23 protein-coding genes and 1 pseudogene are annotated in these 25,448 nt (G+C 54.6%); 12 read left to right on the top strand and 12 right to left on the bottom strand.

What is annotated here, in order from left to right; translation table 11 throughout:
• Window positions 1–3: 3 nt before the first annotated feature.
• A complete protein-coding gene (locus J2X14_RS04135) occupies window positions 4–495 on the bottom strand; it encodes an Hcp family type VI secretion system effector (protein ID WP_352409918.1) in 492 nt (163 codons plus the stop codon).
• 79 nt (window positions 496–574) lie between these two features.
• The gene (locus tag J2X14_RS04130) at window positions 575–865 is read right to left on the bottom strand and encodes a hypothetical protein (RefSeq protein WP_352409917.1); all 291 of its coding nucleotides are present in this window, start codon (window positions 863–865) and stop codon (window positions 575–577) included.
• On the opposite strand from J2X14_RS04130, the pseudogene J2X14_RS04125 reads away from it, so the two are divergent.
• Window positions 788–1,177, top strand: a pseudogene (locus J2X14_RS04125) (Tn3 family transposase); the annotation flags it as partial. The gene J2X14_RS04130 and the pseudogene J2X14_RS04125 overlap by 78 nt on opposite strands.
• Window positions 1,178–1,216: 39 nt before the next feature.
• On the opposite strand, the gene J2X14_RS04120 reads toward J2X14_RS04125, so the two are convergent.
• A complete protein-coding gene (locus J2X14_RS04120) occupies window positions 1,217–2,377 on the bottom strand; it encodes an amidohydrolase (protein ID WP_352409916.1) in 1,161 nt (386 codons plus the stop codon).
• Between the two features lie 228 nt (window positions 2,378–2,605).
• Here J2X14_RS04120 and J2X14_RS04115 point away from each other — a divergent pair, with 228 nt between their 5' ends.
• The 7 genes from J2X14_RS04115 (at window position 2,606) to J2X14_RS04085 (ending at window position 9,097) form a co-directional block, all read left to right on the top strand.
• Window positions 2,606–3,604, top strand: a complete 999-nt coding sequence (locus tag J2X14_RS04115; RefSeq protein ID WP_352409915.1) for an MsnO8 family LLM class oxidoreductase — start codon at window positions 2,606–2,608, stop codon at window positions 3,602–3,604.
• 94 nt (window positions 3,605–3,698) lie between these two features.
• Window positions 3,699–5,012: an LLM class flavin-dependent oxidoreductase gene (locus J2X14_RS04110; RefSeq protein WP_352409914.1), complete on the top strand. Its 1,314-nt coding sequence runs from the start codon at window positions 3,699–3,701 to the stop codon at window positions 5,010–5,012.
• Between the two features lie 11 nt (window positions 5,013–5,023).
• Window positions 5,024–5,956 (top strand): ABC transporter substrate-binding protein, encoded by a 933-nt coding sequence (locus tag J2X14_RS04105; RefSeq protein WP_352409913.1) that lies wholly within the window; start codon window positions 5,024–5,026, stop codon window positions 5,954–5,956.
• A gap of 10 nt (window positions 5,957–5,966) precedes the next feature.
• Complete coding sequence (locus J2X14_RS04100) at window positions 5,967–6,482, top strand: GNAT family N-acetyltransferase (protein WP_352409912.1); 516 nt, start codon at window positions 5,967–5,969, stop codon at window positions 6,480–6,482.
• Complete coding sequence (locus J2X14_RS04095; RefSeq protein ID WP_352409911.1) at window positions 6,479–7,387, top strand: ABC transporter permease subunit; 909 nt, start codon at window positions 6,479–6,481, stop codon at window positions 7,385–7,387. The genes J2X14_RS04100 and J2X14_RS04095 overlap by 4 nt, the downstream gene beginning before the upstream one ends.
• On the top strand, window positions 7,380–8,174 hold the full coding sequence (locus J2X14_RS04090; protein ID WP_352409910.1) for an amino acid ABC transporter ATP-binding protein: 795 nt from the start codon (window positions 7,380–7,382) through the stop codon (window positions 8,172–8,174). The genes J2X14_RS04095 and J2X14_RS04090 overlap by 8 nt, the downstream gene beginning before the upstream one ends.
• A gap of 20 nt (window positions 8,175–8,194) precedes the next feature.
• A complete protein-coding gene (locus J2X14_RS04085; protein WP_502889944.1) occupies window positions 8,195–9,097 on the top strand; it encodes an ABC transporter substrate-binding protein in 903 nt (300 codons plus the stop codon).
• Here the strand turns inward: J2X14_RS04085 and tyrP are convergent.
• Window positions 9,094–10,296 (bottom strand): tyrosine transporter TyrP, encoded by a 1,203-nt coding sequence (gene tyrP / locus J2X14_RS04080; protein ID WP_352409909.1) that lies wholly within the window; start codon window positions 10,294–10,296, stop codon window positions 9,094–9,096. The genes J2X14_RS04085 and tyrP overlap by 4 nt on opposite strands.
• Window positions 10,297–10,540: 244 nt before the next feature.
• Between tyrP and J2X14_RS04075 the strand changes: the two genes are divergently transcribed.
• Window positions 10,541–11,563, top strand: coding sequence for an LLM class flavin-dependent oxidoreductase (locus J2X14_RS04075; protein WP_352409908.1), 1,023 nt, complete (start codon window positions 10,541–10,543; stop codon window positions 11,561–11,563).
• A gap of 330 nt (window positions 11,564–11,893) precedes the next feature.
• On the top strand, window positions 11,894–15,202 hold the full coding sequence (locus J2X14_RS04070; RefSeq protein WP_352409907.1) for an autotransporter outer membrane beta-barrel domain-containing protein: 3,309 nt from the start codon (window positions 11,894–11,896) through the stop codon (window positions 15,200–15,202).
• 40 nt (window positions 15,203–15,242) lie between these two features.
• Here the strand turns inward: J2X14_RS04070 and dcuR are convergent, their stop codons facing one another.
• Together dcuR and J2X14_RS04060 are read right to left on the bottom strand one after the other, a co-directional pair.
• Complete coding sequence (gene dcuR / locus J2X14_RS04065; protein WP_352409906.1) at window positions 15,243–15,959, bottom strand: two-component system response regulator DcuR; 717 nt, start codon at window positions 15,957–15,959, stop codon at window positions 15,243–15,245.
• Window positions 15,956–17,587, bottom strand: a complete 1,632-nt coding sequence (locus J2X14_RS04060; protein ID WP_502889943.1) for a sensor histidine kinase — start codon at window positions 17,585–17,587, stop codon at window positions 15,956–15,958. Before J2X14_RS04060 ends, dcuR begins: the two co-directional genes overlap by 4 nt.
• A gap of 161 nt (window positions 17,588–17,748) precedes the next feature.
• Between J2X14_RS04060 and mqo the strand changes: the two genes are divergently transcribed.
• A complete protein-coding gene (gene mqo, locus J2X14_RS04055; protein WP_352409904.1) occupies window positions 17,749–19,398 on the top strand; it encodes a malate dehydrogenase (quinone) in 1,650 nt (549 codons plus the stop codon).
• A 207-nt stretch (window positions 19,399–19,605) separates the two neighbouring features.
• The gene (locus tag J2X14_RS04050) at window positions 19,606–20,619 is read left to right on the top strand and encodes a Fic family protein (protein ID WP_352409903.1); all 1,014 of its coding nucleotides are present in this window, start codon (window positions 19,606–19,608) and stop codon (window positions 20,617–20,619) included.
• Here the strand turns inward: J2X14_RS04050 and J2X14_RS04045 are convergent.
• The 6 genes from J2X14_RS04045 to J2X14_RS04020 form a co-directional block, all read right to left on the bottom strand.
• On the bottom strand, window positions 20,616–20,831 hold the full coding sequence (locus tag J2X14_RS04045) for a hypothetical protein (protein WP_352409902.1): 216 nt from the start codon (window positions 20,829–20,831) through the stop codon (window positions 20,616–20,618). The two genes, J2X14_RS04050 and J2X14_RS04045, sit on opposite strands and share 4 nt — an antisense overlap.
• A gap of 203 nt (window positions 20,832–21,034) precedes the next feature.
• Window positions 21,035–21,415 (bottom strand): tellurium resistance protein TerW, encoded by a 381-nt coding sequence (locus J2X14_RS04040; RefSeq protein ID WP_352409901.1) that lies wholly within the window; start codon window positions 21,413–21,415, stop codon window positions 21,035–21,037.
• A gap of 95 nt (window positions 21,416–21,510) precedes the next feature.
• Window positions 21,511–22,452 (bottom strand): HpcH/HpaI aldolase/citrate lyase family protein, encoded by a 942-nt coding sequence (locus tag J2X14_RS04035; RefSeq protein ID WP_352410142.1) that lies wholly within the window; start codon window positions 22,450–22,452, stop codon window positions 21,511–21,513.
• Window positions 22,453–22,454: 2 nt separating this feature from the next.
• Entirely contained in the window at window positions 22,455–23,540 is a 1,086-nt protein-coding gene (locus J2X14_RS04030; protein WP_352409900.1) for a cysteine protease StiP family protein, read from the bottom strand.
• Entirely contained in the window at window positions 23,537–24,319 is a 783-nt protein-coding gene (locus J2X14_RS04025) for a hypothetical protein (protein ID WP_352409899.1), read from the bottom strand. The genes J2X14_RS04030 and J2X14_RS04025 overlap by 4 nt, the downstream gene beginning before the upstream one ends.
• Window positions 24,312–25,445 carry a phosphoribosyltransferase domain-containing protein gene (locus tag J2X14_RS04020; RefSeq protein ID WP_352409898.1) on the bottom strand — a complete coding sequence of 378 codons (1,134 nt, stop codon included), beginning with the start codon at window positions 25,443–25,445 and terminating at the stop codon, window positions 24,312–24,314. The genes J2X14_RS04025 and J2X14_RS04020 overlap by 8 nt, the downstream gene beginning before the upstream one ends.
• Window positions 25,446–25,448: the final 3 nt, after the last annotated feature.

The following is a 25,448-nucleotide window of genomic DNA, read 5'->3' as shown; positions in this document are numbered from 1 at the left end:
CTCCTATGCCGCGCTGCGCTCTTTCCAGGAATCAGAGTGAATAATATTGCCGTCCAGATATTTCCAGGTGATTTTTTCATACGTCATTTCGAGCACTTCAAGGTGATCGTGACGTTCGTAGTCCGGATCCTTAACATCTTCCATAAAGGGTATGACACAGGTAATGCGGGCATTTTCAAGAAATACGTTAAAATATTCTTCTTCCTGTCCGGCGTAATTAATGCGATAGAATTTAAGTTCGGCAGACTTTAAAAGCTTTCCGGAGCTGACGAACTGATAAAGGTATGGACTGGAAGAGTCCAGCGCTTTGGTCAGGATAAAGGGCGCATGTTCGCGAGTTGCCGTTATCTTACCGGACAGATCATCCGTGGGGAGTGATACGCCGTGAGCCAGTGCGGTTATTTCTATACTTCCCTCGCGTTGCTGCACATCAACAGAGCCTTTGACGGGATTTCCACCATCATCCTTCAGCCATAAATAAACAGGTATAGCCATTCTGTGAACTCCTTTTTCGTGATTAAAGAGCAGTGATTATCGCCTTCTGTTCCTTGATGGCGGAATGTCACTTAAGTTTTTATTGATTTAAATCAATGAAATGAATTGTTTTTAATTTTCGTTTCAGACGGAAATATGTGGCGCGGGATATGCCCATTTTCTCTGCCAGCGTTTTAAATGACTGCCGCTGCCGGATGAGTCCGAGTGCTGATACCGTCGCACTGTGTGGTTTTCTGCCGAACTTCACACCGGACGCCATTGCAGCGGCCCGACCGTCATTGGTCCGCTCCAGTATCTGCTTAATTATATCGATGATGAGGATTACCGCCGCCGTATCCTGACGCAACTGAATCGGGGAGAGGGGCGTCATGCTGTTGCCAGAGCCATCTGTTATGGTCAACGCGGAGAGATCAGAAAACGCTATCGTGAAGGTCAGGAAGATCAACTGGGGGCGCTGGGGCTGGTCACAAACGCGGTGGTACTGTGGAACTCACTCTATATGCAGGAGGCACTTGTACATATCAGGACAACCACGGGTGTGACGCCGGATGATGAGCATATTGCCCGGCTGTCGTCACTGATGCCCCAGCATATCAATATGCTGGGGCATTACATATTCACACTATCGGATGGCATTTTAAAAGGAGAACTTCTCCCATTAAAACTTAGTACAAACAATTAGTTGTCGCCTTAGCGTGGTTTTTTACATCATTATTGACCGTCAAACCATTCTGATGTTTGCCGGTTGTTCTGTCGCCACCTGTTGTAGCGCCTGTTGCGCCAGCGAGGAAAAGTAGTCAATCGCCGGGGCGATCGCCGCCTCGCTGGGGTCGAAGGCGGGATGATGCAGGCCATAGTCGCTGGCGCTGCCGATGCTGACAAACACGCCCGGCACATGATGCAGATACTCAGCGAAATCCTCGCCGCCCATCATCGGCGCGGCCTGTTGGCTACGGTAGCCGCTCTCCGTAGCATGGCGCAGCGCGAAATCGGCCCATTCAGGTGAATTAATTAGCGCAGGCGGCCCGGCCAGCCACTCCAGCTCAACGCTGGCACCGAAACCTGCCGCAATGCCGCCCGCCAGCGCGCGGATTTTCTCCGGGATCCGGGTGCGAATGGCGGTGTTATGCGTACGCACCGTGCCTTCCAGCTCCACCGTCTGCGGCAGCACGTTCCAGGTGTTGCCTGCGGTAAAACGCGTCACGCTCACCACTACCGACTCCAGCGCGCTAAACGTGCGGCCCGGCAGCGTTTGCAGCGCGGTCACGATCTGGCTGGCGACCACAATCGCATCGATGCCCTCATGGGGACGCGCGGCGTGTGCGCCTTTGCCGGTCACGCGCAACACGAAGCGATCGACATTAGCGTAAAAAGCGCCGCCGCGCGTCTCCAGCGTGCCCAGCGACAGTTCCGGCGCATTATGCATACCGAAAATGGCCTGCACGTCGTCCAGCGCGCCTGCCGCAATCAGCTGTTGCGCGCCGGTAAAAGTCTCTTCAGCGGGCTGAAACAACACGCGCACGCGCCCCGGCAGCGCGGCTTCCTGCTGCTTCAGACGATACGCCGCCCCAAGCATCACGGCAGTATGCAGATCGTGCCCGCAGGCGTGCATCACGCCATGATTACGCGACGCCCAGGGGCGATCAACGGCTTCGGTAATGGGCAACGCATCAATATCGGCGCGTAGCGCAATCAGCGGCGCGCCCTGGCCCAGCTCCGCCACAACGCCGGTTTTCAGCGCCAGCGGCAGCAGGCGAATATCCGCCTGTTGCAGCCAGTGCCGGATGCGCTCGGTGGTGGCAAATTCTTCGCCCGAAAGCTCCGGATATTGATGCAGTTCGCGTCGCCAGGCGACAGGTTGGTCAGGGGATAACAGGTTCATTGTCGTCCTTTAGCAGCTATCAACAGACAGAAAAGTATCGGCAGGAACCGAGGCCAGGGGAACGAAAGAATAGCGCTAAGCTTTTGCAACCACTGCAAATAACGTGTTTTCGCCAGCAAAACCCGCCTTTGCCATTTTCCGGCATCGCTTACGCAGATTTGTTGTTTGGCAGATGCGATGCGCCACGACACTATGACCACCATTCCCCCAGGCAAAAGGACAGGGTAAATGTCATACCAACTCAGCGTATTAGATAAATCGCCGGTTGCCGCCGGTGAGAGCGCCGCCGCCGCGCTACAGCGAACGCTGCTGCTGGCGCAGCAGGCGGAACAGTGGGGCTATCACCGTTTTTGGCTGGCTGAACATCATAACAGCAGCCAGCTGGCCAGCCCGTCGCCGGAGCTGATGATCGCCTGGATTCTGGCTCAGACGCGCCATATTCGTGTAGGCTCCGGCGGCGTCATGCTGCAACATTACAGCCCTTACAAGGTGGCGGAAAACTTTAATCTGCTGGCGTCGCTGGCGCCGGGGCGGGTGGATATCGGCGTGGGTAAAGCGCCGGGCGGCCTGCCGCTTTCGACCCGCGCCCTACAGCAGGGCGTTGATGCCGCAGCGAAAGGCAGCTTTGCTGAACAGCTGCGTCAGCTTAACGGCTGGCTGCTTGATTCCCCGACGCGGGAAGAGGAAGAGGAACTGCGCGCGACGCCGCTGCCCGCACGTCCGGCGCAACGCTTTCTGCTGGGTGCCAGCGAAGAAAGCGCCCGGCTGGCCGCCGCGCTGGGCTGGCAGCTGGTGTTTGCCGCTCATTTAAACGGCGACCGCACGCTGCTGGAAAGGGTGTTGAATACCTACGCTCAGGCGAGCGGCGGCCAGCGTGCGCTGGTTGCGGTACAGGCGGTGGTTGCGGACTCACCGGCGGAAGCGGACTTTCTGGCTGGCACGCTGCGTCACTATCACGTCAGGGTGGCCGGTGGGCAAAGCGTGAATGTCGGCAGCCTTGAACAGGCGGAACGCTATGTACGGCAGGGCGGTTATCAGGATTACCTGATCGAACCGCGCACGCCTTCGCTGGTCAAGGGAACCGCCGCGCAGGTTCATGCCCAGCTGGCGTCGCTGCATCAGCGCTTCGCGATTGATGAATTTATTATCGATACGCCGCTGGCGGAGTCGCAGGCGCGGCTGAAATCTCTGGCATTGCTGGCGACCGCGCGATCGCTGGCTGCCTGATACGCCTTATTACTGACACGCCATTTTGCTTGCCGCCCGCTACCTGCTGCCATGCGGGTACGGCCCGGCTATGCCTGAAAAAAGAGAATCTATTATGACAATCAGACAGCTTCGACTCGGCACCATGCTGCACGGCGCCGCCGGTAATATGTCCGCCTGGCGTCATCCGCTGGCGCAGGCCGATGCCAGCATCAGCTTTGATTACGCCCATCATATTGCCCGCAAGGCAGAAGCGGGCAAGCTCGATTTCCTGTTTGTTGCCGACGGGCTTTATATCAATGAGAAGTCCATTCCCCATTTCCTCAATCGTTTTGAGCCGCTGACGCTGCTGTCGGCGCTGGCGAGCGTGACGCAGCATATTGGCCTGGTGGGTACGGTTTCCACCTCCTACAGCGAACCCTTTACCGTCGCGCGGCAGTTTGCCAGCCTCGATCATCTCAGCGGCGGCCGCGCGGGCTGGAATGTGGTGACCTCGCCGCTGGAGGGATCGGCGAAAAACTTTTCCCGCCAGCAGCATCCGGAACATGCGCTGCGCTACCGCATTGCCGATGAGTATTTGCAGGTGGTGAAAGGGCTTTGGGACTCGTGGGAAGAGGATGCCTTTGTGCGCAACAAGCAGAGCGGCGAATTTTTTGCCGCCGGTAAGCTGCATACCCTTAATCATCACGGCGATTTCTTTCAGGTTCAGGGACCGCTGAATATTGGCCGCACGCCACAGGGCCGTCCGATTATCTTTCAGGCGGGCGCTTCGGAAGATGGCAAGAAGCTGGCTGCCCGCCATGCCGACGCCATTTTTACCCATCATGCCACGCAGCAAGAGGCGCAGGCGTTCTATCAGGATGTAAAACAACAGCTGGTGCAGAACGGACGTCGTCCGCAGGATCTGCATATTTTTCAGGGCGTCAGCGTGATTGTCGGCGACAGCGCAGCGGATGTGGAGCAGCAGTATCAAGCCACGGCGGCGCTGGTTTCGCTGCCGGAAGCGCTCAACTATCTGGGACGCTATTTCGAGCATCATGACTTCACGCAATACGATCCTGACGCCGCGTTCCCCGACCTCGGCACGCTGGGGCAAAACAGTTTTCGCAGCACCACCGATGAGATCAAGCGGCGCGCGCGCGAACAGCATCATACCCTGCGTCAGGCGGCGCTGGAGGCTGCGACCCCGCGCCCGCTGTTTCACGGGACCCCGGAGCAGGTCGCCGATGGCTTACAGCTGTGGTTTGAAACCGGCGCGGCGGACGGCTTTATCATCAACGGCGGCACGCCGGATGCGTTTGAGCGCTTTGTTGATCGGGTCGTGCCCATTTTACAGCAGCGCGGCCTGACGCGTCGTGAATGGCCGGGCACCACGCTGCGCGCCAGTTTTGACCTGCCGACGCCCGCTAACGCGTTTGTACCATCCTGAGGAGCAAAACCATGCAAAAAAAGAGGCTTCTTGCCCTGGCGTTAATGGCGGCGCTTAACGGCGCCTGGGCGAATGGTGTCAGCCTGAACGGTCAGCAGGTGAGCCTGGCGGCCAATCAGACGCCGCTGCACACCGTGAAAAGCGCCGCGGCCATCGCCCAACTGCCGACCCATTATCGTTTCGCCGTACCCGGTTCCCTGACCGTGGCGGTAGCGGCACAGAACTCGCCGCCGCTGACGGTTTTTGCCGACGACAATAAAACCCTGATCGGCAGCGAAGTCGATATTGCGCGTCTGGTAGCCGACAGTCTGGGGCTGAAGCTCAATGTGGTGCCGACCTCCTGGGAAGACTGGCCGCTGGGCGTCGCCTCCGGCAAATATGATGCGGCAATCAGTAATATTACCGTGACCAAAGCGCGCAAAGAGAAGTTTGATTTTGCTACCTACCGTAAGGATTCGCTGGGCTTTTATGTACGCCAAAATAGCCCGTTACAGCAGCTGACAAAAGCGGAGGACATCGCCGGATTACGCATTATTGTCGGCTCCGGCACCAATCAGGAAGCGATTTTGCTGGCATGGGATCGTGCTAATCAGGCGAAAGGGCTGAAGCCTTTTACACCGATTTACAGCAAAGATGATGCGGCGCAAACGCTGGCGCTACAGGCGGGGCGCGCCGATGCCTGGTTCGGGCCGAACGTGATCGGCGCATGGAAGGCGGCGCTGAGTGGCAAAACGCGGCTGGTCGGCAGCGTGGACGGCGGCTGGCCGAAAGCGGCGCATATTGCCGTGACGGTGAAAAAAGGCAGCGGGCTGGCGCAGCCGATTGGCCTGGCGCTGAATAGCGTGATGCAGAACGGCGACTATCAGAAGGTGCTGGATCGCTGGGGAGAGGGCGTAGAGCGCATCAGCCGCGCCGAAATCAATCCGGCCGGTTTAGGGGATTAAGGAGATAAGCATGAGCGAGCAATTTTTTCGTGACGTCTCCCCGGAGGAGCCGCAGCTGCAGCCGATTCTTAGCGGACTGTTCGCTGAATATGAAGCCCGCTACGGCGACTACTTTTCCCGTCAGCAGGAGGAGGAGCTGACCGAGTGGTATTTGCCGCCGCACGGCCTGTTTATTGTGCTGGAGCGCGACGGCGAGATCATCGCCACGGGCGCGTTTAAGCCTTTCGATGAAACCACCGCCGAGCTGAAACGTATCTGGACGCGCCGCGATCTGCGGCGGCAAGGGCTGGCGTTATTGGTTTTGCAGGAGCTGGAGCATCGCGCCTTACGGGCAGGCTACAGCCGGGTTTATCTCACTACCGGCTTTCGTCAACCGGAAGCGGTGCGCCTCTATACCGGCTATGGCTACCAGCCGCATTTCGATCTCGATTGCGACATGGAGCTCTATAGCCATCCGCCGCACGATGGACGGCTGCGCTTCAGTAAAATCATCGCCGTGGCCGCGCCCGTCAAGGAGCAAGCATGAAACCACAACAGTTACAGGTGGTACCGGCGCGCTATCCTGCCCGTACCGTTGGCGCGCTGGTCGCGCTGTTCCTCCTGGCGAGCGTGATCGAATCGGTCGCGCTGAATCCGCGTTGGGAGTGGCAGGTTTTTGCCCGCTGGTTTTTCGATCCGGTTATTTTGCAGGGGCTGGGGCAGACGCTGCTGTTAACGCTGTGCGGCATGCTGTTTAGCCTGCTGCTTGGCGGCCTGCTGGCGCTGGCGCGCCTCTCCTCTTCATGGCTGCTTAGTTCGCTTGCCTGGGGATATATCTGGCTGTTCCGCTCGCTGCCGCTGCTGGTGGTGCTGATCGTGTTGTATAACTTTTCCTATCTCTACGACACCCTATCGTTCGGTATTCCGTTTACCTCACTCTCGTGGGGGAGTTTTCCCACCATTAATGTGCTGGGGCAGTTTCCCGCGGCGGTTATCGGCCTGACGCTGGTGCAGAGCGCCTACAGTGCGGAAATCATTCGCGGCGGCTTTCTCGGCGTCGATCACGGGCAGATCGAGGCAGCCTCCGCGCTGGGGCTTTCCGCTGCGCGCCGTACGTTGCGCATTATTCTGCCGCAGGCGCTGCGGGCCATCGTTCCTGGCGCGTTTAATGAAATTATCAGCCTGGCGAAAGGCACCTCCATTGTTTATGTGCTGGCGATGCCGGAGCTGTTTTATACCGTGCAGATGATCTACAACCGCACTCAGGAAGTGATCCCGCTGCTGATGGTGGCAGCCGTTTGGTATCTGGCGATTACCAGCGTGCTGTCGCTGTTGCAGCATGGCGCCGAGCGTTGGCTGGCGCGCAGCGTGGATCGTCAACCCTCACGCTGGCAACGCTGGCGCACCCGCAGTGCCCGTCTGGTGATTAACAAGGAGATCCCTTATGTCTGAAGCGATTGATTACCGCTCTGTCACGGCGCAGGGCGCCATCGCCATTACCGGCGTCAGTAAATATTTTGGCAAGCATCGGGCGCTGGATAACGTTTCGCTCGATCTGGCTCCCGGCTCGGTTACGGTGATTGTTGGCCCGTCAGGCTCCGGCAAATCGACGCTGTTGCGCACCATTAACCATCTGGAGCGGGTGGATGAGGGCTTTATTCAGATCGACGGCGACTATATCGGCTATCAGCAGCGCGGCAACAAGCTGTACGAGCTGAAAGAGAAAGCGATTTTGCGTCAACGCATTAACGTTGGCTATGTGTTTCAGAACTTCAACCTGTTTCCGCATCTGACGGTGCTGGAGAATCTGATTGAAGCGCCCATTGCGCACCGCCAGTTGACGCGCGGAGCCGCCATCGAACAGGCGGGCAGGCTGCTGGATGTGGTGGGGCTGCGCCATAAAATCGATGCCTGGCCGCGCCATCTTTCCGGTGGGCAGCAGCAGCGTATCGCTATCGCCCGCGCCCTGATGCTGAACCCGCGCGTGATGCTGTTTGATGAACCCACCTCGGCGCTCGATCCAGAGCTGGTTGGCGAAGTGCTGGATGTCATTAAAAAGCTGGCGCGTTCCGGCACCACGCTGGTTATCGTTACCCATGAGATCGGTTTTGCGCGTGAGGTGGCGGATAACGTGGTGTTTATGGTGGATGGCCGCATTGTCGAACAGGGCGGCGCGGCGCAGGTTCTCAGCCAGCCGCGCCATGAACGTACCCGCCGCTTTCTGGCGCGCGTACTGTGAATCTCCGGGGAGATAAGCCGATGCGATTATTGACAGGGCTATGGGGACTGATGGCGCTGGGCGCTATCGCGCCGCTGTACGCCGCGCCGCTTAACGCGCTGGATAATGAAACACCGATCCATGCGCCGATAAGCCAGCAGGCAGTGAGCCAGATTCCGGCCGGGTTTCGCTTTATTGAGCCGGGCTATTTAACGGTGGCCACGTCCGCCAGTCATTCACCGCCGCTGGCGCTGCTGGCATCTGATAACCAAACGCGTATCGGCAGCGATCCCGATATTGCCCGTTTGCTGGCAGAGAGTCTGGGACTGAAGTTAAAGCTGGTGCCCGCCGCGTGGGAGGATTGGCCGCTGGGCCTGACCGCCGGTCGCTATGATGTGGCGATGTTTAATATCGCCGTTACCGAAGAGCGTAAAAAGAAATTCGATTTTGCGACCTATCGTGCCGATAACCATGCGTTTTCAGTGCGCGTAAACAGCCCGCTGCGCGCTATCCACCGCCCGGATCAGGTGGCTGGCCTGCGCATTATCGTTTCGTCAGGCACCAATCAGGAGCGTATTTTACTGAGCTGGGATCGGCAGAACCGCGCGCAGGGTTTGCCGCCGGTTACGCCGATTTATCTGACAGATGATGCTTCCGCCACGCTTTATCTGCTTTCCGGGCGCGCCGATGCGTTATTTGGCCCGCACTCGGTGGCGGCATGGAAAGCGGCTTCGCGCGGGCAAATCAAAATTGTCGGCAATGGGCCGGTTCGCGCCTGGGTTGCGGTCACCACCAGGAAGGGCAACGGGCTGGCTCCGGCCTTGCAAACGGCGCTGAACAGCACCATCGCCGCAGGCCAGTACCAACAGGTGCTGGCGCGCTGGGGCGAACAGGAAGAGGCGATTACCCAGTCGGAGGTGAATCCGCCCGGCGTAGTCTATTAACCCAGCCAGCCCAGCGCGCTACACAGCTGAATAATAATCACGCCGATTCCGCAGAGAAACACCAGCAGCAGAGCCGGTTTGCCACCCACAACTTTATAACGTGCGGCGCTGTGGCGCTGGCGGCTACGCCAAACCAGCAGAGAAGGAATAATCAGCGCCAGCACCGCTAACGCCACGCCCGCATAGCCCAGCGCCAGCACAAAACCCTGCGGATAGAACAGCGCAAATAGCAGCGGCGGCAAAAAAGTCATTAGCCCGCTTTGCAGTCGGCCTGTAACGCTAGCGTTACGCTTGCAGATGTCGGCCAGATAATCCAGCAGACCCAGCGATACGCCTAAAAAAGAGGTCGCCAGCGCCAGATCGGCAAATAAATGCACCGCCAGCTCTACGTGCGGCGAAGCCACCACCTGGCGAATCGCCTGGAGCAGACCGTTCAGCCCGGCATGGTTAGCGAGCAGGGCATTGAAGGCGTGCTGATCGATAGCGCCGAGCGTTGCCAGCTGCCAGAAAATATAGGCCACCAGCGGAATCGCGCTGCCGGTGATAAACACCCAGCGCAGCTTACGCAGATCGCCATTCAGGTAGCTGATAATACTGGGCACGCTGCCGTGGAAACCAAAAGAGGTAAAGATAACCGGAATGGCGGCCAGCACCAGACCTTTTTCCAGCGGTAGCGTGAGCAGATTGGTTTGGTGAATGTGCGGCATCATCAGCCCCAGCATTACCACCAGCAGAATAATTTTGGCGCTGAACAGCAGGCGATTAAACATATCCACCATATGGGTGCCGACGCAGACGATACCGCCAGCCACCAGCGTAAACAGCAACACGCCGCTCTCGGCGGAGATCTCGGTAGAGAACCACTGGCTCAGACTGGCCGCCAACAGCTCGCCTGCGCCGCTGATGTAAGCGGCGGTGAGCGCATAGAGCAGAAAAAGCATGCTTAAGCCGGTCAGCCATTGCCCAGAACGCCCCAGATAGCGACGCGTCAACGTGCCCAGCCCGGTATCCGCCGGGGCGTGTTGATAAACCTCAACCAGCAGCAGCGCGGTATAACACATCAAGGCCCACAGCCCGATAAGCAGCAACAGCGTTACGCCAGGCCCAATACCGGCCGCTGCCAGCGGCATGGCTAACATGCCGGCACCAATGGTGGTGCCAGCCACAAGAAAAATACTGCCAAAAGTGCGGTTCTTCACGCTTTCCCCTGAATGTCCGGTTCCGCTTTCACATATTGCGCGCAGGGTAAGAGAAACTTTACAGGTCGTCAAATTTTGCTTACAGATAATCTGACCTGTCGCTGTACAGCAAAATTTACCCGCGAAAAATCACTGCGTCCTGAATTGAGAAGATGCTTTCCGCTTGCCAGGCCGCTACAGTTAACCAATGAAAAGCCGGACCTCATTGTGCCGGTTAACCTGCATATTTACAGAAGGCAACGGCATGAAAAAAATCGGTTTTTTATCATTTGGTCATTGGGGGCCATCATTCCAGTCGGCAACGCGTACCGCCGCGGACGCGCTACAGCAGTCGATTGAACTGGCCGAGGCGGCGGAAGATCTCGGCGCGGACGGCGCTTATTTTCGCGTGCATCATTTCGCCCGTCAGCTTAGCGCGCCGTTTCCCTTGCTGGCGGCGGTTGGCGCGCGTACCCGACAGATTGAAATCGGTACCGGCGTGATCGATATGCGCTATGAGAACCCGTTTTATATGGCGGAGGCGGCGAGCGTAGCCGATTTGATTAGCGAAGGACGTCTGCAACTGGGCATCAGCCGGGGTTCACCGGAGCAGGTGATTGAAGGCTGGCGCTATTTTGGCTATCAGCCGCAAGAGGGAGAAAGCGACGCGGATATGGGACGGCGACATAGCGAAGTGCTGCTTGATGTCCTGCGCGGTGAAGGGTTCGCCAAACCCAATCCGCAGCCAATGTTTGCCAATCCGCCGGGTCTGCTGCGACCGGAGCCGTTTTCCGAAGGGTTGCGCGATCGCATTTGGTGGGGATCCGGCTCCAACGCCACCGCCGTGTGGGCGGCAAAGCTGGGAATGAATCTGCAAAGCTCTACGCTAAAGGATGATGAAACCGGCGAAGCGTTTCATATTCAGCAGGCGAAGCAGATCCGCGCCTATCGCGCCGCCTGGCTGGAAGCGGGACATGCGCGCAAGCCTCGCGTGTCGGTCAGCCGCAGTATCTTTCCGTTGGTAAATGAACGGGATCGCGCATATTTCGGCGCCAGCAGGCAAGAGGGCGATCAGGTTGGTTACCTGGATGAGAAAACGCGGGCGATTTTTGGCCGCAGCTACGCGGCGGAGCCGGAACAGCTGATTGCGCAGCTGAAGCAGGATGAAGCCATTGCTGAAGCGGATACGCTGCTGTTAACCATTCCCAATCAGCTGGGCGTGGCCTATTGCGCGCACGTGCTGGAGGCCATTTTGACGCAGATTGCGCCTGAAATGGGCTGGCGCTGAGCCTCATTAAATGCCTGCACACGATGCCTGAAGCGATCGCGGTTACCGGAGCCGCGATCGCTTCCTTCTTTGCTGGTTTCGGTGGATTGAGACAAGTCTCCTGTTCGGGGAAGCTTTCCAGCACAAAGATAGCGTCCCTTAACGCCCTTACTGTAACGCTGCCATGCAGGCCGAAGATCCACTGGAAGACGCGGGTAGCGCGGAATAAAGTCACCTGCAGTTATAACTTATCAAGGTGTAGCGATAGTTATTATCTGTATTGGTGATTAGTTAAGAATAAGTGAAGTTATATTCACCCAGGAATTATTTTTTCATACAAGGATGGTAGAGATGAAAAAGCTTTTCATGACGGCTGCGCTAACCAGTTTATTAGCCAGTAATCATTCATATGCCCAGGAAAGCTATCTGGTCTATAACCCGCAAAATATTGCTGTATTTCAAGTGCGTTTTTTTGATGTTGGCGACGGCCCGTTTATGCCGAATTGGCCGGAACCTTTTGCGTCAACCTGGAATTTGAATCAGCAACAAAAAGAAAAAATACTCAGTGGCATGCGTTACCTGGCTGAAGTTATCACTCCTGTACCGGGACAATTACCCGCCATTATTAATGTCGGTACGTTTGAGTTTGATAATGCAGCGGGATCCAGCGACTTAGTAAACAATGGTGTTATTAGTCTGACGCAACTGCAAGGGGCGTTAAGCGGCATTGATACCGGTGAGCTGTCCTTCGACTCCCATGGCCAGTTTATTATCGGCAAACTGGATTTTGACGACGTTCCTTATGTGCCTGCGCAATTGCCGCGTACTGAAAAGAGTGATTTGGTCAGCGTCGCTGTTCATGAGCTGGCCCATGGCCTGGGAATATCCAGTATGGTTACCGACCTGCAGGGCGAGAACACATTCACGCCCGCTTTCGATGTTGAGCCTTTTGACCCCTGGACGAGCCATCTGCGCGACGATCATGGCAATCGCGCCCGCCCAGGGCAAGTCATACTCTGCAAGGGATGCAATAATCCATGGGATCCGCAAGGCTTTGATGTACGGCTCGATAAAGGCTATTTCACCGGTAAGCACGTAGATGATGTGCTTGCCGGTGCCATGCCTGGCGTGCCGGTGAAAATGTTGGCAGACGACGGTTCGGTCGATAATAACTACATGAGCCATATTGAGCTGAAAAACAGCATGATGAGCCACCAGAACTACCGCAATTACACAACGTTTATGGAAGCGGAGCTGGCGTTGTTGCAGGACATGGGATATCAGATTGACCGACGTAACTTTTTCGGTTTTTCGCTTTATGGCGATGGGCAAAAGCTCATTAACCGCAATGGCTATTTTCGGCGTAATCAACAGGGGGATGCCTATCTGACAGGGCAATATAACACTGCAACGCTGGGGGTTGGCTTGCATGTGTATGGCAGCAATAACCGTATCTTTCAGCAAGCGGATCTGTTGACGCAAGGGGCGGGCGGCGCCGGTATCCGTATTGATGGGCAAAATAATACCCTGAGCATCGAACCCGGAACCCGAGTCTATGCCGATGGTTTGAATGGCCGTGGGATGATTTTTGCCTACGGTAAACAGCATAACCTTATTCAACGCGGCGACGTTCAGGCGCTGGGCGCTAATGGCGTCGCTATCAGCTTCGATTTTGGCAATAACCTCGTGGGTAATGATGCGGACTATCGTGGATCCTGGATCCATAACGTGGACGGATATAAAGCCGCATTATTACCTGAACTGCAGGGAGCCCTGGTCGATAATGCCGATATTAGCGGACGGGTTGTTGGTAAAGGCGCGGCGATGTATATTTCGCCAAACGCGTTGGTCGGTAATATTAATATATTAAATGGCGCGTGGCTGGAAGGTGATATTTACTCGGACTACAACCAGCGGGATGCCTATGGTCAACAGCGGTTGACGCAGTTTACCTTTGGTCGCAAGGGCAATGCGTATGGGCTGGCGACAAATGATGCTGATGCTGATTTCAGTTTTATCTACCGTGGAAATATTGAAGGTATTAATAATCTGGCACTAAATGCGTACGGAGGAAAAACCTCGCTTAATGGCGACTTTCAGATTTACAGCATGACTATCGCGCCGGATGCCATACTTTCCGGCAACGGCAGCTACACCCTGAACGAGAAAGGACGCTTTGTAAATAATGGTATTCTTACGCCGGGTAATTCACTTGGGCAAATCAATATAGCAGGCGCTTATCAACAGGGGGATACCGGACAGTTACTGTTGAAAGTCGACGGGCGCGGCAGGCATGATACCCTGCGAGTTGACGGTCATGCACAATTCAACGGTCAACTGACGTTTGCGCCGCAGCCGGACTGGTATGCGGCAAACTGGCGGCTGAATTCGCAAGCGTTGCTAAAAACAGATTCGTACAGCGGCGAATTCAGTGCGGTGAACAGCTTGCTCCGCTCACCCACGCTGGCGCTGCAGACAACGCCTCAGGGCGAGAATAACTGGCAGCTCTCGATGCTGCGTGCCGCCAATGCTTACAGCCAGTATGCGCAGGACGACAATGCGCGGCAGGTGGGGCAGGCGCTGGATAAAATCGTGACGGTAGCCGATTCGGATATACAACCGTTGTACCGTACTCTGGACTTCTCAGCCGCTGATGGCGGGAGTATCGGCAATGCCTTGCAGCAACTTTCTGCGGAAGCTTACAGCGCCATGTTCGCCAGCTCCCTTCACCGTGAACAGCAGATAACGCGCCTCATCGGCAGGCCTGGCCCTGTCGTTACGCCGATACAGTTGGCGGAAGGCGAATGGCGCAGCTTTGCCATACCCTTTGGCGGCGGCTTTTGGCAGCAGCGCAAAGGTGGCAGCGTAGGGTATGACGCGAGCAGTTATGGCATGGTGTTCGGCGCCGAAAAACAAAACGAGCTGAATCGCAACTGGATTTATGGCTTCCATGGTGCGGTCAGCGGCCAATCGGTGACGGTGAAATTACCAGAAGCCGCGAATGGAAAAACAACTGCTTTCGATCTGGGTATTCATGCTCGCTACGGCGTTGAAAAGTCCGAAGGGATCTATTTATTCGGTAATGGCCGATTCGGCATTGAAGACAGCTGGCTGGATCGAAGCATTCAGGTAGAAACCTACAGAGCAAGCCACAATGCAAATTGGACAGGATTGTCAGGCTCGTTGACGGTCGGCGGAGGCTATCGTTGGGCGCTGAATGATAATGTGAACGTCGGGCCGGTAACTTCATTAAATTACACCACATTACATCGCCCTGGCGTGAAAGAAAGCGGCAATGACGGCAGCCGACTGATACTGGGTTCAGAGATCTTCGATTCTCTGCGATCGAGTATCGGGGTAAATGGTAACTGGAATTTGCCGCTCGCTTCAGGGGCGTCGATCGCAGCTGAATTGCAGCTTACCTGGGATCATGAGCTACTGAATGGCAATGTAGTGCAACAAGCCTCTTTCGCCAACTATCGCAGCACAGGGTTTACTACCAGGAATCAGGTGGCTGGCCGTGACACTCTGGGGGTTAAAGCTGGAATGCGTTATAAAATCAATACCGATGTCGAATTGGGCATCGGTATTGATAGCGAATTTTTTCTTCCGGGCTATGACGCTATCGCGGGTAATGTTTCAGCCACCTGGCGTTTCTGATGTTTTAGGATGAGAAAATAATATGGCTGGCGCTGCATCCTTATTCACAGTAGTGCTGCAGTAAAGCATGGAATTCCGCCTGCAGACGGTAACGATAAACCGGTCTGCCGGTGGCGCCATAATGAATGGTGGTGAAAAGGATTTTGCTCTCCGCCAGCCAGATAAGATATTTACGGCAGGATACGCGTGAGATATTCACTTCAGCGGCTAATTCATCGGTGGAGAATTCCCGGTCGGGATGCGCATCAATCCACTGGCATAACGTGCGTAACGTCTGCGGCGTTAACCCTTTTGGCAGCCGTTTCTGATCGCTGGCGGCGGCACGGCCATGGATTAAGCGATCGAGTTCCGCCTGCTGATAATATTGCTGGTTTTCCATCTGCGATCGTTTCTGCTGCCAGTGGGTCAACGCCTCCTCAAAGCGGGAAAATTGAAAAGGTTTGATCAGGTAATCGACCACGCCATAATTAAGCGATGTTTTGATGGTGGCGGCATCCGCGGCGGAAGAGATGATAATCACATCCACCGGATAGTGAGAATTACGCAGTTCCGACAGTAAATCCAGCCCGTTTTCCTGTTGCATATAGATATCCAGCAGGATGAGATCAACGGGCGGATCGATCTGGATTAAGCGATCTTTTGCCTGTTGTAAGGTCGACGCGGTACCACAGCAGGTCAGCCCTGGGATCTGTTCAATATAGCAACGGTTAAGTTCCGCCACCATCGCATCATCGTCGACCACTAACACATTCATCATAAAGCTTTATTTCCTTTGTCCCACGGGAGTTGTACAAAAAATTGCGTATACACGCCCGGTTCAGATTCGACGCTGATATTCCCGCCAAGATTTTCTATTTGCTGCTTAACCAGGAACAACCCCATGCCACGTTCATCGCCTTTTGAGGAAAAGCCTTTCTCGAAAATGGCTTTTTCCAGCGTGGCGGCAATGCCCGGCCCATCGTCGCTGACCTCACAGGATAACCAGCCGTTCTGATAATGCAGCAGCAGATGAATTTCGCCTTCCGGTTGCCGATCTAACGCTTCCAGCGCATTTTCAATCAGGTTCCCCAGGATGATGACCAGCGCCGCGACCTGCTGCTCGCTGCCGCTGTCAGGCAGGTAGCTGGCGTCGCTGAGCAATAAACGATGCCCTTTATCCGACGCCCGATTTATTTTACTTAACAAAAATCCGGCAATGATCGGCGGCTTAATGCGCTGGAGCAGGGAACCGATTTCCGTCTGGTAATTATTTGCGGTTTTTAAAATATACGTTTCCATCTGCGCATAGTTTTTTATATGCAGCAGGCCAAGAATAACGTGCAGTTTATTCATAAACTCATGGGAGCGTTCACGTAACGCATCAACGTAGTTTACCATGCCGTCCAGGCGCTGCATTAACTGGCTGATTTCCGTTTTATCGCGGAAGGTACACACCGCGCCGATAATCTTTTTACGACTGCGCACCGGGACGGTATTGCTGATCATAATGCGCCCGCGCACGTTAAGCTCTTCGTCGTAGCGCGCCTTACCATCATGCAGCGCTTCGCGCAGATGGCTTAACATCAGCGAGTTCTCGGGAATGCGATCGCCGCTGAGCGGCGCTTCCATTGCCGTTTCCCGTAGCAGCTGCTGCGCCGCCTGGTTGATCAGCGTCACGCGCGCGTTAACATCAACCGCAATCACCCCTTCTTTTATCGAATCAAGAATGGCCTGCCGTTGTTCAAACAGGCTGGAGATTTCATGCGGTTCCAGCCCAAGCAGAATCGTTTTCAGACGTCTGACCAGCACCAGTACGCCAAGTAATCCCACCGATCCGCCCAGCAAGCTGGTCCAGAAGATGTTCCAGCGGCTTTTATTGATTTGCGCGGTGACATCGCTAAGCGAAATGCCAATCGCCACCACGCCGATTTGCTGATGTTTGGCGTTAAATACCGGGGTGAAGACGCGTAAAGCTTCTACCAGCGTACCGTGGTTAAACGACATGTTTTCATGTCCAGCCAGTGCGGGTTGCAGGTCTTCGCCAATAAAACGTTGATTAATTAACGCGCTGTTCGCATGGGAATAACGAATGCCGTTCATATTGGTAATGGTGACAAACAATAAGTCGTTGCGTTTTTGCACCGCCTTGGCGATAGGCTGAATAATGCCCTGATCGGCGGGCAGCGTTAACGCGTGTTGAATTTGCCGATCTTCAGCCAGCGTGCGCGCAATGGCGAATGCCTTATCTTTAACGTGCGCGTGGGTGAAATTATCGATTTGGGTAAAATAGAGCAGGTGAACGCTTAACAGCACGGTAAATATCACGCCAACCATCATTAAGGTGGTCAGGGTGCTGAGGTTCATTGGGCGCCCAGGCGCACTTTTTCGCTGTGGTGAGAGGCTCATTAAGGTATTTCGCTTCTTAGTGCGACGCGTTTAGTAACTAAAGTAATAAGCAAGGGTGTTTTTTTAATTATTTAACTAAAAGTAAATCAACTTTTGCGTAACAATAATTTAAAGTTAGTCAGCTTTTTTTAACCATTACTGCAATATATTGAAGATTAAGCATGATTAAATCAACAAAAGTACTGCCTTCGCTTTCCCTTTTGGCCCTGCTCGTTACGTCTGCAGTGCATGCTGACACTGCACCAGAGAAAACCGATGTGTTGCTGATCGGCGGCGGCATCATGAGCGCCTCACTCGGCACTTACCTTGAAGAGCTTCAGCCTGACTGGAAACAGATCATGGTGGAGAAACTCGACGGCGTCGCGCTGGAATCCTCTAACGGCTGGAACAACGCCGGTACCGGTCACTCGGCCAACATGGAGCTGAACTATACGCCAGAGCGTGCAGACGGCTCAATTGATGTGACCAAAGCGTTAGAAATCAATGAAGCCTTTATGATCTCCCGTCAGTTCTGGACGGCGCAGGTCAAGAGCGGCGTGCTGAATAACCCGCACTCTTTTATCAACTCCACGGCGCACATGAGTTTTGTCTGGGGTGATAAGAATGTTGATTATCTGACCCGTCGTTACCAGGCGCTGCAAAAAACCGTGCTGTTCCAGGGAATGAAATTCTCTACCGATCATAAGCAGATTGAAGCCTGGTCTCCGCTGATTATGGAAGGGCGCGATCCGCAGCAGAAAGTCGCTGCGACCTGGACGCCAGCGGGCACCGACGTGAACTATGGCGAAATTACTCGTCAGCTGATTGGCAGCCTGAAGAAGAATGATAACTTCAAGCTGGAGACCTCCTCTGAAGTTACCGACTTTAAACGTAACGGCGATAACTCCTGGCACGTCACCATTAAAGACGCTAACAACGGCGAAAAGCGCGCCATTGATGCGAAATATGTCTTTATTGGCGCAGGCGGCGGGGCGTTGAAACTGTTGCAGGCGACCGGTATTCCCGAAGCCGATAACTACGCGGGCTTCCCGGTTGGCGGTTCGTTCCTGGTGACTGAAAATCAGGAAATTGCCAAGCGTCATGATGATAAAGTATATGGTCAGGCTTCCGTAGGCGCACCGCCGATGTCTGTTCCGCATCTGGATTCCCGTTATCTGGATGGCAAGCGCGTAGTGCTGTTTGGACCGTTTGCGACGTTCTCAACCAAGTTCCTGAAAAACGGTTCGCTGTTTGATCTGCTGAGCACCACCACGACCAGCAACTTCATGCCGATGACGCACGTAGGTATGGATAACTTTGACCTGGTTAAATACCTGATTGGTCAGGTTATGCTGAGCGATGATGACCGCTTCGAGGCGCTGAAAGAGTATTATCCGAACGCGAAGCGTGAAGACTGGCACCTGATCCAGGCGGGTCAACGTGTACAGATCATCAAGAAAGATGCTGAGAAGGGCGGCGTGCTGAAGCTGGGCACCGAAATCGTGACCGATCAGCAGAAAACCGTGGCAGCACTGTTGGGTGCCTCACCGGGCGCATCAACGGCGGCACCGATTGCGTTGAACGTGGTTAAGCAGCTGTTCCCGGAGCAGTTCAACACCCCGGAATGGCAGGCGAAAATCCGTCACTTTGTCCCGAGCTACGGCAAAAAGCTGAACGACGATCCGGCTCTGGCGCAGCAGGTGTGGGATGATACCGCAGCCACGCTGCAGCTGACCAAGCCGCCAGTGATCAACATGACGGGTAAAACCGCTGATGCGCCAGCAGCACCGGCGCCGAAAGCAGCAGAACCGCAGCACGATATGGCGCTGTAAGCTTAGCGAAACTGCGCATGCACTAATATTGCATTCGCGGACAGAGCAGAAAAAAGGCTGGTTAAAAACCAGCCTTTTTTTTATGGTTATGGCGGCGGGGGCGTAACCCACTGTTTTATGGTTGATGTATAATCATCGCTCACAGGATTCTTTATCGTATAGAGAAAAAATCACTTCAGTAGATTGATACCTGGAAAGGTAGATTTAATGAAAAAACGCATAAGAACAGCTGATGATGTTGATTTCATTAACCATACAGCGCTTATAGATAGCAAAATAATTCACATCAAAACCACACCATCCAAAAGCGGCAAAACACATTTCTACTGGAACAAAAGCCGTGCAGAACTCATTGTTGGTTCTAAAATTCATTTCCCGGTACCTTCTTTGGCCCATCTTGAGCGATATCGGAAACCGTGTTTTGACATGGGGCGAGACGAAATTCAGGTGGGTGACTCAGTAATATGGTTTTTTGGCAAAGTAATACAACCCGTGCTGTGTGCCACCGTTATTGGCATCACAAGGAGTAACGGAGAAAAATTCCTTCGACTTCTGCCAAACCATCCTGAGTCGGTTATACAGGAAACATGGGCGCGTTATGAACGCAGCCGTTTTTTCCTGGTATCGAACAACAAAGCAGATCGCTATCGTGCTCCGCCTAATACAATTTTTGCTGCTTATCAGGACGAACTTGATAAAGTTGAGGAAATTTACGGGCCGATAAGATCGCAGCGACTGGTCTTACGTTATCTCATGGACAATAGTCTATCGATGGGTGAAAAAGCCTTTCTTAATTGCCATCTTGAACTGTTTAAAGGGATATATCCTTGGGCGGGCACATACAGGAAGATTGAAGTTGTCGTCACTGACAGACAGCACCCAACGCTACATCCTCAAAAAGTCGCTCAGGCAATGCAGGAATTTTGCCGTGATTTCAGTAACAAGTATTTGCGCCTGGTGGGTAATAACAGAGAACGAATGCTTAACGCGTTAGTATATGCGCACAAAGAGCTGGCATGGATTCATCCTTTTGAAGATGGTAATGGTAGAACAATCAGGCTCTATCTGGAACTGGTGGCTACAACGAGAGGTTTTGGTTTCGATCTTACTGCCTCCATGAGCAGTAAGAAGAAAAAACGGTATTATCACTTTGCTGTGAGGAAGGCTATTCAGGGGTATCCGGATATCTTAACAGCCTTACTCAACAGGGCGCTGATTTAAATCACCGCTTCAAGCTGATCGGCGATATGCATGATTTTAGACCAGTCATTATCGTTGTAACGATGCCCTTCGATCTCAAAAGATGTTCTTGCGTTAAGCATTGCTGACTGTGCGATTGCACGGCGGCTTACACGGTGAGAGCCCGATTTACCGCCGCGTATAAACACGGTTACGTTGCCTGATGCATCGTTTCGTGCTGAACGGGTCGCCATGTTAGTTTTCCAATTTTATCATGCTGGACAGTAATTATACGCGATAGGCCATTTACAGTCTACTCAGCGCCACTTCCTCAGAGAAGCATTCTGGCGACTATAAGCGAGAAGACGCCTGGGATACGCTGAATTGCAGAAGGGCGGTAACAGCTTACTTGCGGTATAAAAAAACGGCCTGACAGCCGTTTTGTTGGTGCGCTTAGCTATTTTTTCTTATTGCTGAGATAACTTTCAACCAGCCACTCAACCACCTGGCTACGGTTCATTCCGTTGCGATAGCCATAAGTCTCGATTTTGCGGATCACGGAAAAACGCAGCGATAAAGAGACCGGTTTTTTTCCTTCCTTATCCAGCACCACGGTTTGACCCGTTGGTGACGAGACGATCTGGTCACGTACGGTGATCGCCTCACGCATGTAGCGGACAAGCTTGGGGGTTATCACGCCCGCCTCTGTCATCTGATACTTACCGCTGGCCTTGTGAAATTTAATCTCGGCCTGAAACTCTTTTCTGATTTCCCTCATATCGCGAATAAAAGTAGGTTCGGAACAGTCCATCTCCTGAAACAACGCATCCTTACTCACGGGTTTTCCCGTGCTCAGTAAGACGATAAGTTTGTATTGTCTGTACTGTTTAGCGCTCAGGGACATAGCACACCATTGTTATAATAAGCCCGCGTCTATTGGCGCGTGGCGAAAAATAGATTGTCAAACTGCCGGGCAATTCCACAATGCTTTGAGCGCTCCAGGATTGATGTCGCCCAGCTTCGGTGGGTTGCTGGTTCACACATCGCTCCCTGCGATTTAAATACCGCCTGGGTTGAGTTAAGAATACGCAGCGCGTCTTCGTACTCTTCTTTCTCGACCATCAGCCCCCGGTGAATCAGTTCCAGATGTGACGGGTGGATCGCTGTCTTGCCGACTAAGCCATGCGCAACATCCAGTGCCAGCTCACGCTCCAGCAGATCGAGGTTATCGATCTGCTCGCAAACCGGCGCCGTCAGTGAAAATCCGCGCGAGGCAAACACGGCTACCAGCATTTTCACCACATAGCCCATTGGCCCATCATACAGCGTCAGATTCTTCGGATGGCGCAGGGAAATCACGCTCATCAAATCATTCCCGCCGATACGTAGCGCAACAATCCGCTCCCGGCAGGGATGCTGCTCCAGCGCAACGGCAAGAGCAGTCATGGCATTCACGTCATACACCTCGCGCGTTTCCAGCGTCGGCATCATCGCGAGATGGGTAGAACCGATGATTTTCCACCAGCAAGATAAACTCTGCTGGGTAAACTTAGGCAAAACAAAACCATCAATGCCGGTTAATTGATATTTTTCGACCAGCATGGCGGCCATCGCTTCATGGCGCGGGCGGATAAAAACCAGCGGGCGTTGTACGGACTCATCGTGGCAGGTCGCTTTTTCCAGCGCCCGCAGCAGCCGATCAAGATTTAATAAAGCCTGCGCAAGATCGGATTCGCTTACCGCATCTTCCAGGCAAACCACCAGCGAACGAAGATCGGGAATTTTCTCGTGCAAAATGATCTCTGCCAGATCGTCACGCGTGGCGGGCATATAAAGGGTTGCACCCAGCATGAAAGGAGAAAGGCTTCTTGTCATCATCAGGCCACCTTTTTAATGATGGTTACAGCGCGGTAAAATCCAATGGCATCGCCAACCTCTTCGACGGCGATCCCTTTCTGCTGCGCCAGATAGACCAGCAAAGAGACATCATGATCAGCTTTATTGCTGACCAGCACATGATCGGGAACGCGACGCAGCACCGCGCGGGTCGCTTCCGCAATCCCCGGCTTAATGCGGTTGATATTTTCTATCTGGAATTTCTCTGCCAGCGTCTTGACCACTAACTGGCTGGTACGCGCCTGGTTTTGCTGTTGGGTGGAAAAGGGCAGCGCGGCGGCCACGTTACCGACATCGATCTTTTGCCGAAATTGATCGACAGTATCCACCAGCAACGTGCTGCATTCGAATTCACGCAGGTGTTCGCAAAATACGCAGCCGTGAAAGCCGCTTTCCGTCCATATCGAGCGGGATACCATGCCGGAAACGGGCGCGCCCATAATGCCGAAAGGAATAAGCCAGTCGCTATCTGAAGCCGCTATCCAGGCGCAGCCTGCCGGATCGGCCAGCACCGCCAGCCGCGGCGTGACAGGGTAACCGGGACGACCTTTAAGGCTTTCAACCAGCTGACCGGTTATCGCGCCTTTACCCGTCCAGCCATCAACAAACACAATGCCATCCGTCCCGTGACGGGATTCAATAACGTCGAGCGCGGCGCTATCAATGCCGCGATCGCGAATGATACTGATACCATAATGGTAAGATTCATGGCCCATAGCGGCAATGGCGCGTTGCAGCATTACGCCAAGCGGCACGCCGGCACGCACCAGGCTCACCAGAACGATCGGGCGCGCGGCGATTTGCGCGATCAGTCCTTTGGCCAGCGCCGTTACTTCACGCGCCATGCGTTCCGCACCCGCATCCAGCGCCTTACTGAATAATTCAAGGTGAGCCGCAGTGGGCGCTGGCTCCTGACTCAGCATATCGGAGTAGTGCTTCTGGCCGGACTGGATCAGGCGCTCCTTTTCTTCCACCGGCGTCATTTCCATCTCGATGGGCTGCAGCAGAAACTGAACGTCAGAAGCGAGGTACGATCCGTGAAAAGGTTTAACACCCTGAGCCGTCATGCTGTTTTACCTCCAGCAAATAATTTTTCATCGATAGCCGCGGCAAACTGACTGCGGGCAGGCATGCCAAACCAGTGGCAGTGCTGCATGAAAGTGTAATCGCTCAGGCTATCTCCCAGTCCCATTACCGGAAACGCGCCCCGTTCAGCACGCAGTTTTTTCAGTAACCATTCAACGGCCCGGCCTTTCTGTACGCCCGCCGGGATCCACGCGATGTTGTTACCGTTCGCATGGATGTAAAAGCCCGCGGTATCCAGAAGCAGCATCATTTTTTCGTTGAACGCATAAAGCTCCTGAATTTGTGTGCTGTCCCGATGTTTCATGACGAAATAGATCGGCGTGCCGTCATACTCAACGTTCATGCGGCACCAGGCGTTAATGCCCGCTTCGGCCAGTTTATCGCTCAGCAGCTGCCGGTAGCTCACCAGCCGATCGTGCATGGTAGCGAGCTCGGACATCACAATATCCTGCCATTCACGGTTAAGGGTGCCGTCGGGGTTAGCGATCACCGCGCCATGCGTCATTACTTTCCAGGAGGTAAAAGGCAGGGCGACGCGGGCGGTTTCTTCGGTGCCACGCGCAGTAACGGGGATCAGCTCAGCGCTGGCGAGCAGCCAGTCAACCAGCATTGCCTGTTCAGCGGACATAAAACTTCTGGGCTGCAGCGCCCGATCGTAAGCGCCGATGCGCACCGGCTCCAGCTGCATCTCATTGCACATTTTGCGTTTGGTTTGAAAAAGTGTGTCGTCAAGGTCACACAAGGCAACGGGCTTATTCATAACTGATGACCTCGACGCGCGGGGCGACGTTTCTGAGTTGGGTAACTAATTGCGGGCAGACCGAATCTGTCGGGGTTTCCACGCAGACAATAATACGGTCAAACCGCTGGTGGGCGACGTTGTAGATAAAGTTGGGGATACCTAACCCATAGTTATCCGTAAACGCGATAATCGATTCGATCGCCATGCCCGCCGCGATAGGCGAGCGGGTCAGCGAACCATAACGCACCTCGGCGCCGTCGCTTTCCAGACGCTCGGCGAGCAGGAACGGCTGCCAGACGAATTCGCCCGATCCGATAACCAGAATCTTTTCGCCTGGTTCACTGCGTAACGCCGTGCCCAGATTGCACGAGGTTTCATGCATGCCGAGTCGTCCCCAGTCCTGGCGTGGGGAGAGCGGAGCGGAGCCACGCGCCGTAACGTTAACCGAAGGCATCACCGGCACCGGGGCGTTCGCGCGCGGCGTCCAGTTCCAGCTGCCTTTCACCAGCGAGACGACATCAACGGGCAGCGGGCAATGTTGTGAGAGCGTGTCGCCGCTCCAGTCGGTAAGCGTTACGGTGACAACGCGCGTCACCGCATCCAGCCCGGCGTCACGTAGTGCCTGAAGAAGATTAAGGAACGTTTTGCCGGTTGTGGCTTCATCGTCAATCAGCACCAACGTCCGGGCCTTCAGCGCACGTTCACGCAGCGTGGCATCTTCAGGACGGTAGATAAGGTGATCGGTGGCATGGCTGTGATCTTCTTTGAATTCACAAAGCAGATCGCCATCTACCGGGTGGCGGGTACTGGTAAGAAATACCGGTTGGGCAATGCGTTTGCTTGCCTCGCGGAACACCCCGGCGGCAAGGCCAACGGCCGTTTCCGCCATGCCGATAAACAGTACGGGCTCAGGTAAGTCGGACGGTATACCCGCCGCAAGGCGACGGTAGGTTTGGTTCATCACGGCAGGGGCGACCGGGATGTGGCGTCCCAGTACCTTGCTGACAAACAAAAATGCCCGTTTAGGATTTCTGCGCTCTGCGATGTCAAACAACGCCTCCAAAGGGGCGTCGCGGGTGGCGGTGACGGTTAAGGTGCCGCCGGCCAGCTCACGCTGATAAATCTGCTGATTTGACTGTGTCATATC

Source organism: Mixta sp. BE291 (assembly GCF_031457955.1).
Classification (GTDB): domain Bacteria; phylum Pseudomonadota; class Gammaproteobacteria; order Enterobacterales; family Enterobacteriaceae; genus Mixta.
The sequence above is the reverse complement of the archived record's forward strand: the minus strand, read 5'-3'. Positions and strand labels throughout refer to the sequence as shown.

Bases quoted from the DNA above. Each gene is read 5' to 3' on its own strand.
- J2X14_RS04135 (WP_352409918.1), bottom strand. From the start codon at position 495: ATGGCTATACCTGTTTATTTATGGCTGAAGGATGATGGTGGAAATCCC.
- J2X14_RS04130 (WP_352409917.1), bottom strand. From the start codon at position 865: ATGACGCCCCTCTCCCCGATTCAGTTGCGTCAGGATACGGCGGCGGTA.
- J2X14_RS04120 (WP_352409916.1), bottom strand. From the start codon at position 2,377: ATGAACCTGTTATCCCCTGACCAACCTGTCGCCTGGCGACGCGAACTG.
- J2X14_RS04115 (WP_352409915.1), top strand. From the start codon at position 2,606: ATGTCATACCAACTCAGCGTATTAGATAAATCGCCGGTTGCCGCCGGT.
- J2X14_RS04110 (WP_352409914.1), top strand. From the start codon at position 3,699: ATGACAATCAGACAGCTTCGACTCGGCACCATGCTGCACGGCGCCGCC.
- J2X14_RS04105 (WP_352409913.1), top strand. From the start codon at position 5,024: ATGCAAAAAAAGAGGCTTCTTGCCCTGGCGTTAATGGCGGCGCTTAAC.
- J2X14_RS04100 (WP_352409912.1), top strand. From the start codon at position 5,967: ATGAGCGAGCAATTTTTTCGTGACGTCTCCCCGGAGGAGCCGCAGCTG.
- J2X14_RS04095 (WP_352409911.1), top strand. From the start codon at position 6,479: ATGAAACCACAACAGTTACAGGTGGTACCGGCGCGCTATCCTGCCCGT.
- J2X14_RS04090 (WP_352409910.1), top strand. From the start codon at position 7,380: ATGTCTGAAGCGATTGATTACCGCTCTGTCACGGCGCAGGGCGCCATC.
- J2X14_RS04085 (WP_502889944.1), top strand. From the start codon at position 8,195: ATGCGATTATTGACAGGGCTATGGGGACTGATGGCGCTGGGCGCTATC.
- J2X14_RS04075 (WP_352409908.1), top strand. From the start codon at position 10,541: ATGAAAAAAATCGGTTTTTTATCATTTGGTCATTGGGGGCCATCATTC.
- J2X14_RS04070 (WP_352409907.1), top strand. From the start codon at position 11,894: ATGAAAAAGCTTTTCATGACGGCTGCGCTAACCAGTTTATTAGCCAGT.
- dcuR (WP_352409906.1), bottom strand. From the start codon at position 15,959: ATGATGAATGTGTTAGTGGTCGACGATGATGCGATGGTGGCGGAACTT.
- J2X14_RS04060 (WP_502889943.1), bottom strand. From the start codon at position 17,587: ATGAGCCTCTCACCACAGCGAAAAAGTGCGCCTGGGCGCCCAATGAAC.
- mqo (WP_352409904.1), top strand. From the start codon at position 17,749: ATGATTAAATCAACAAAAGTACTGCCTTCGCTTTCCCTTTTGGCCCTG.
- J2X14_RS04050 (WP_352409903.1), top strand. From the start codon at position 19,606: ATGAAAAAACGCATAAGAACAGCTGATGATGTTGATTTCATTAACCAT.
- J2X14_RS04045 (WP_352409902.1), bottom strand. From the start codon at position 20,831: ATGGCGACCCGTTCAGCACGAAACGATGCATCAGGCAACGTAACCGTG.
- J2X14_RS04035 (WP_352410142.1), bottom strand. From the start codon at position 22,452: ATGACAAGAAGCCTTTCTCCTTTCATGCTGGGTGCAACCCTTTATATG.
- J2X14_RS04030 (WP_352409900.1), bottom strand. From the start codon at position 23,540: ATGACGGCTCAGGGTGTTAAACCTTTTCACGGATCGTACCTCGCTTCT.
- J2X14_RS04025 (WP_352409899.1), bottom strand. From the start codon at position 24,319: ATGAATAAGCCCGTTGCCTTGTGTGACCTTGACGACACACTTTTTCAA.
- J2X14_RS04020 (WP_352409898.1), bottom strand. From the start codon at position 25,445: ATGACACAGTCAAATCAGCAGATTTATCAGCGTGAGCTGGCCGGCGGC.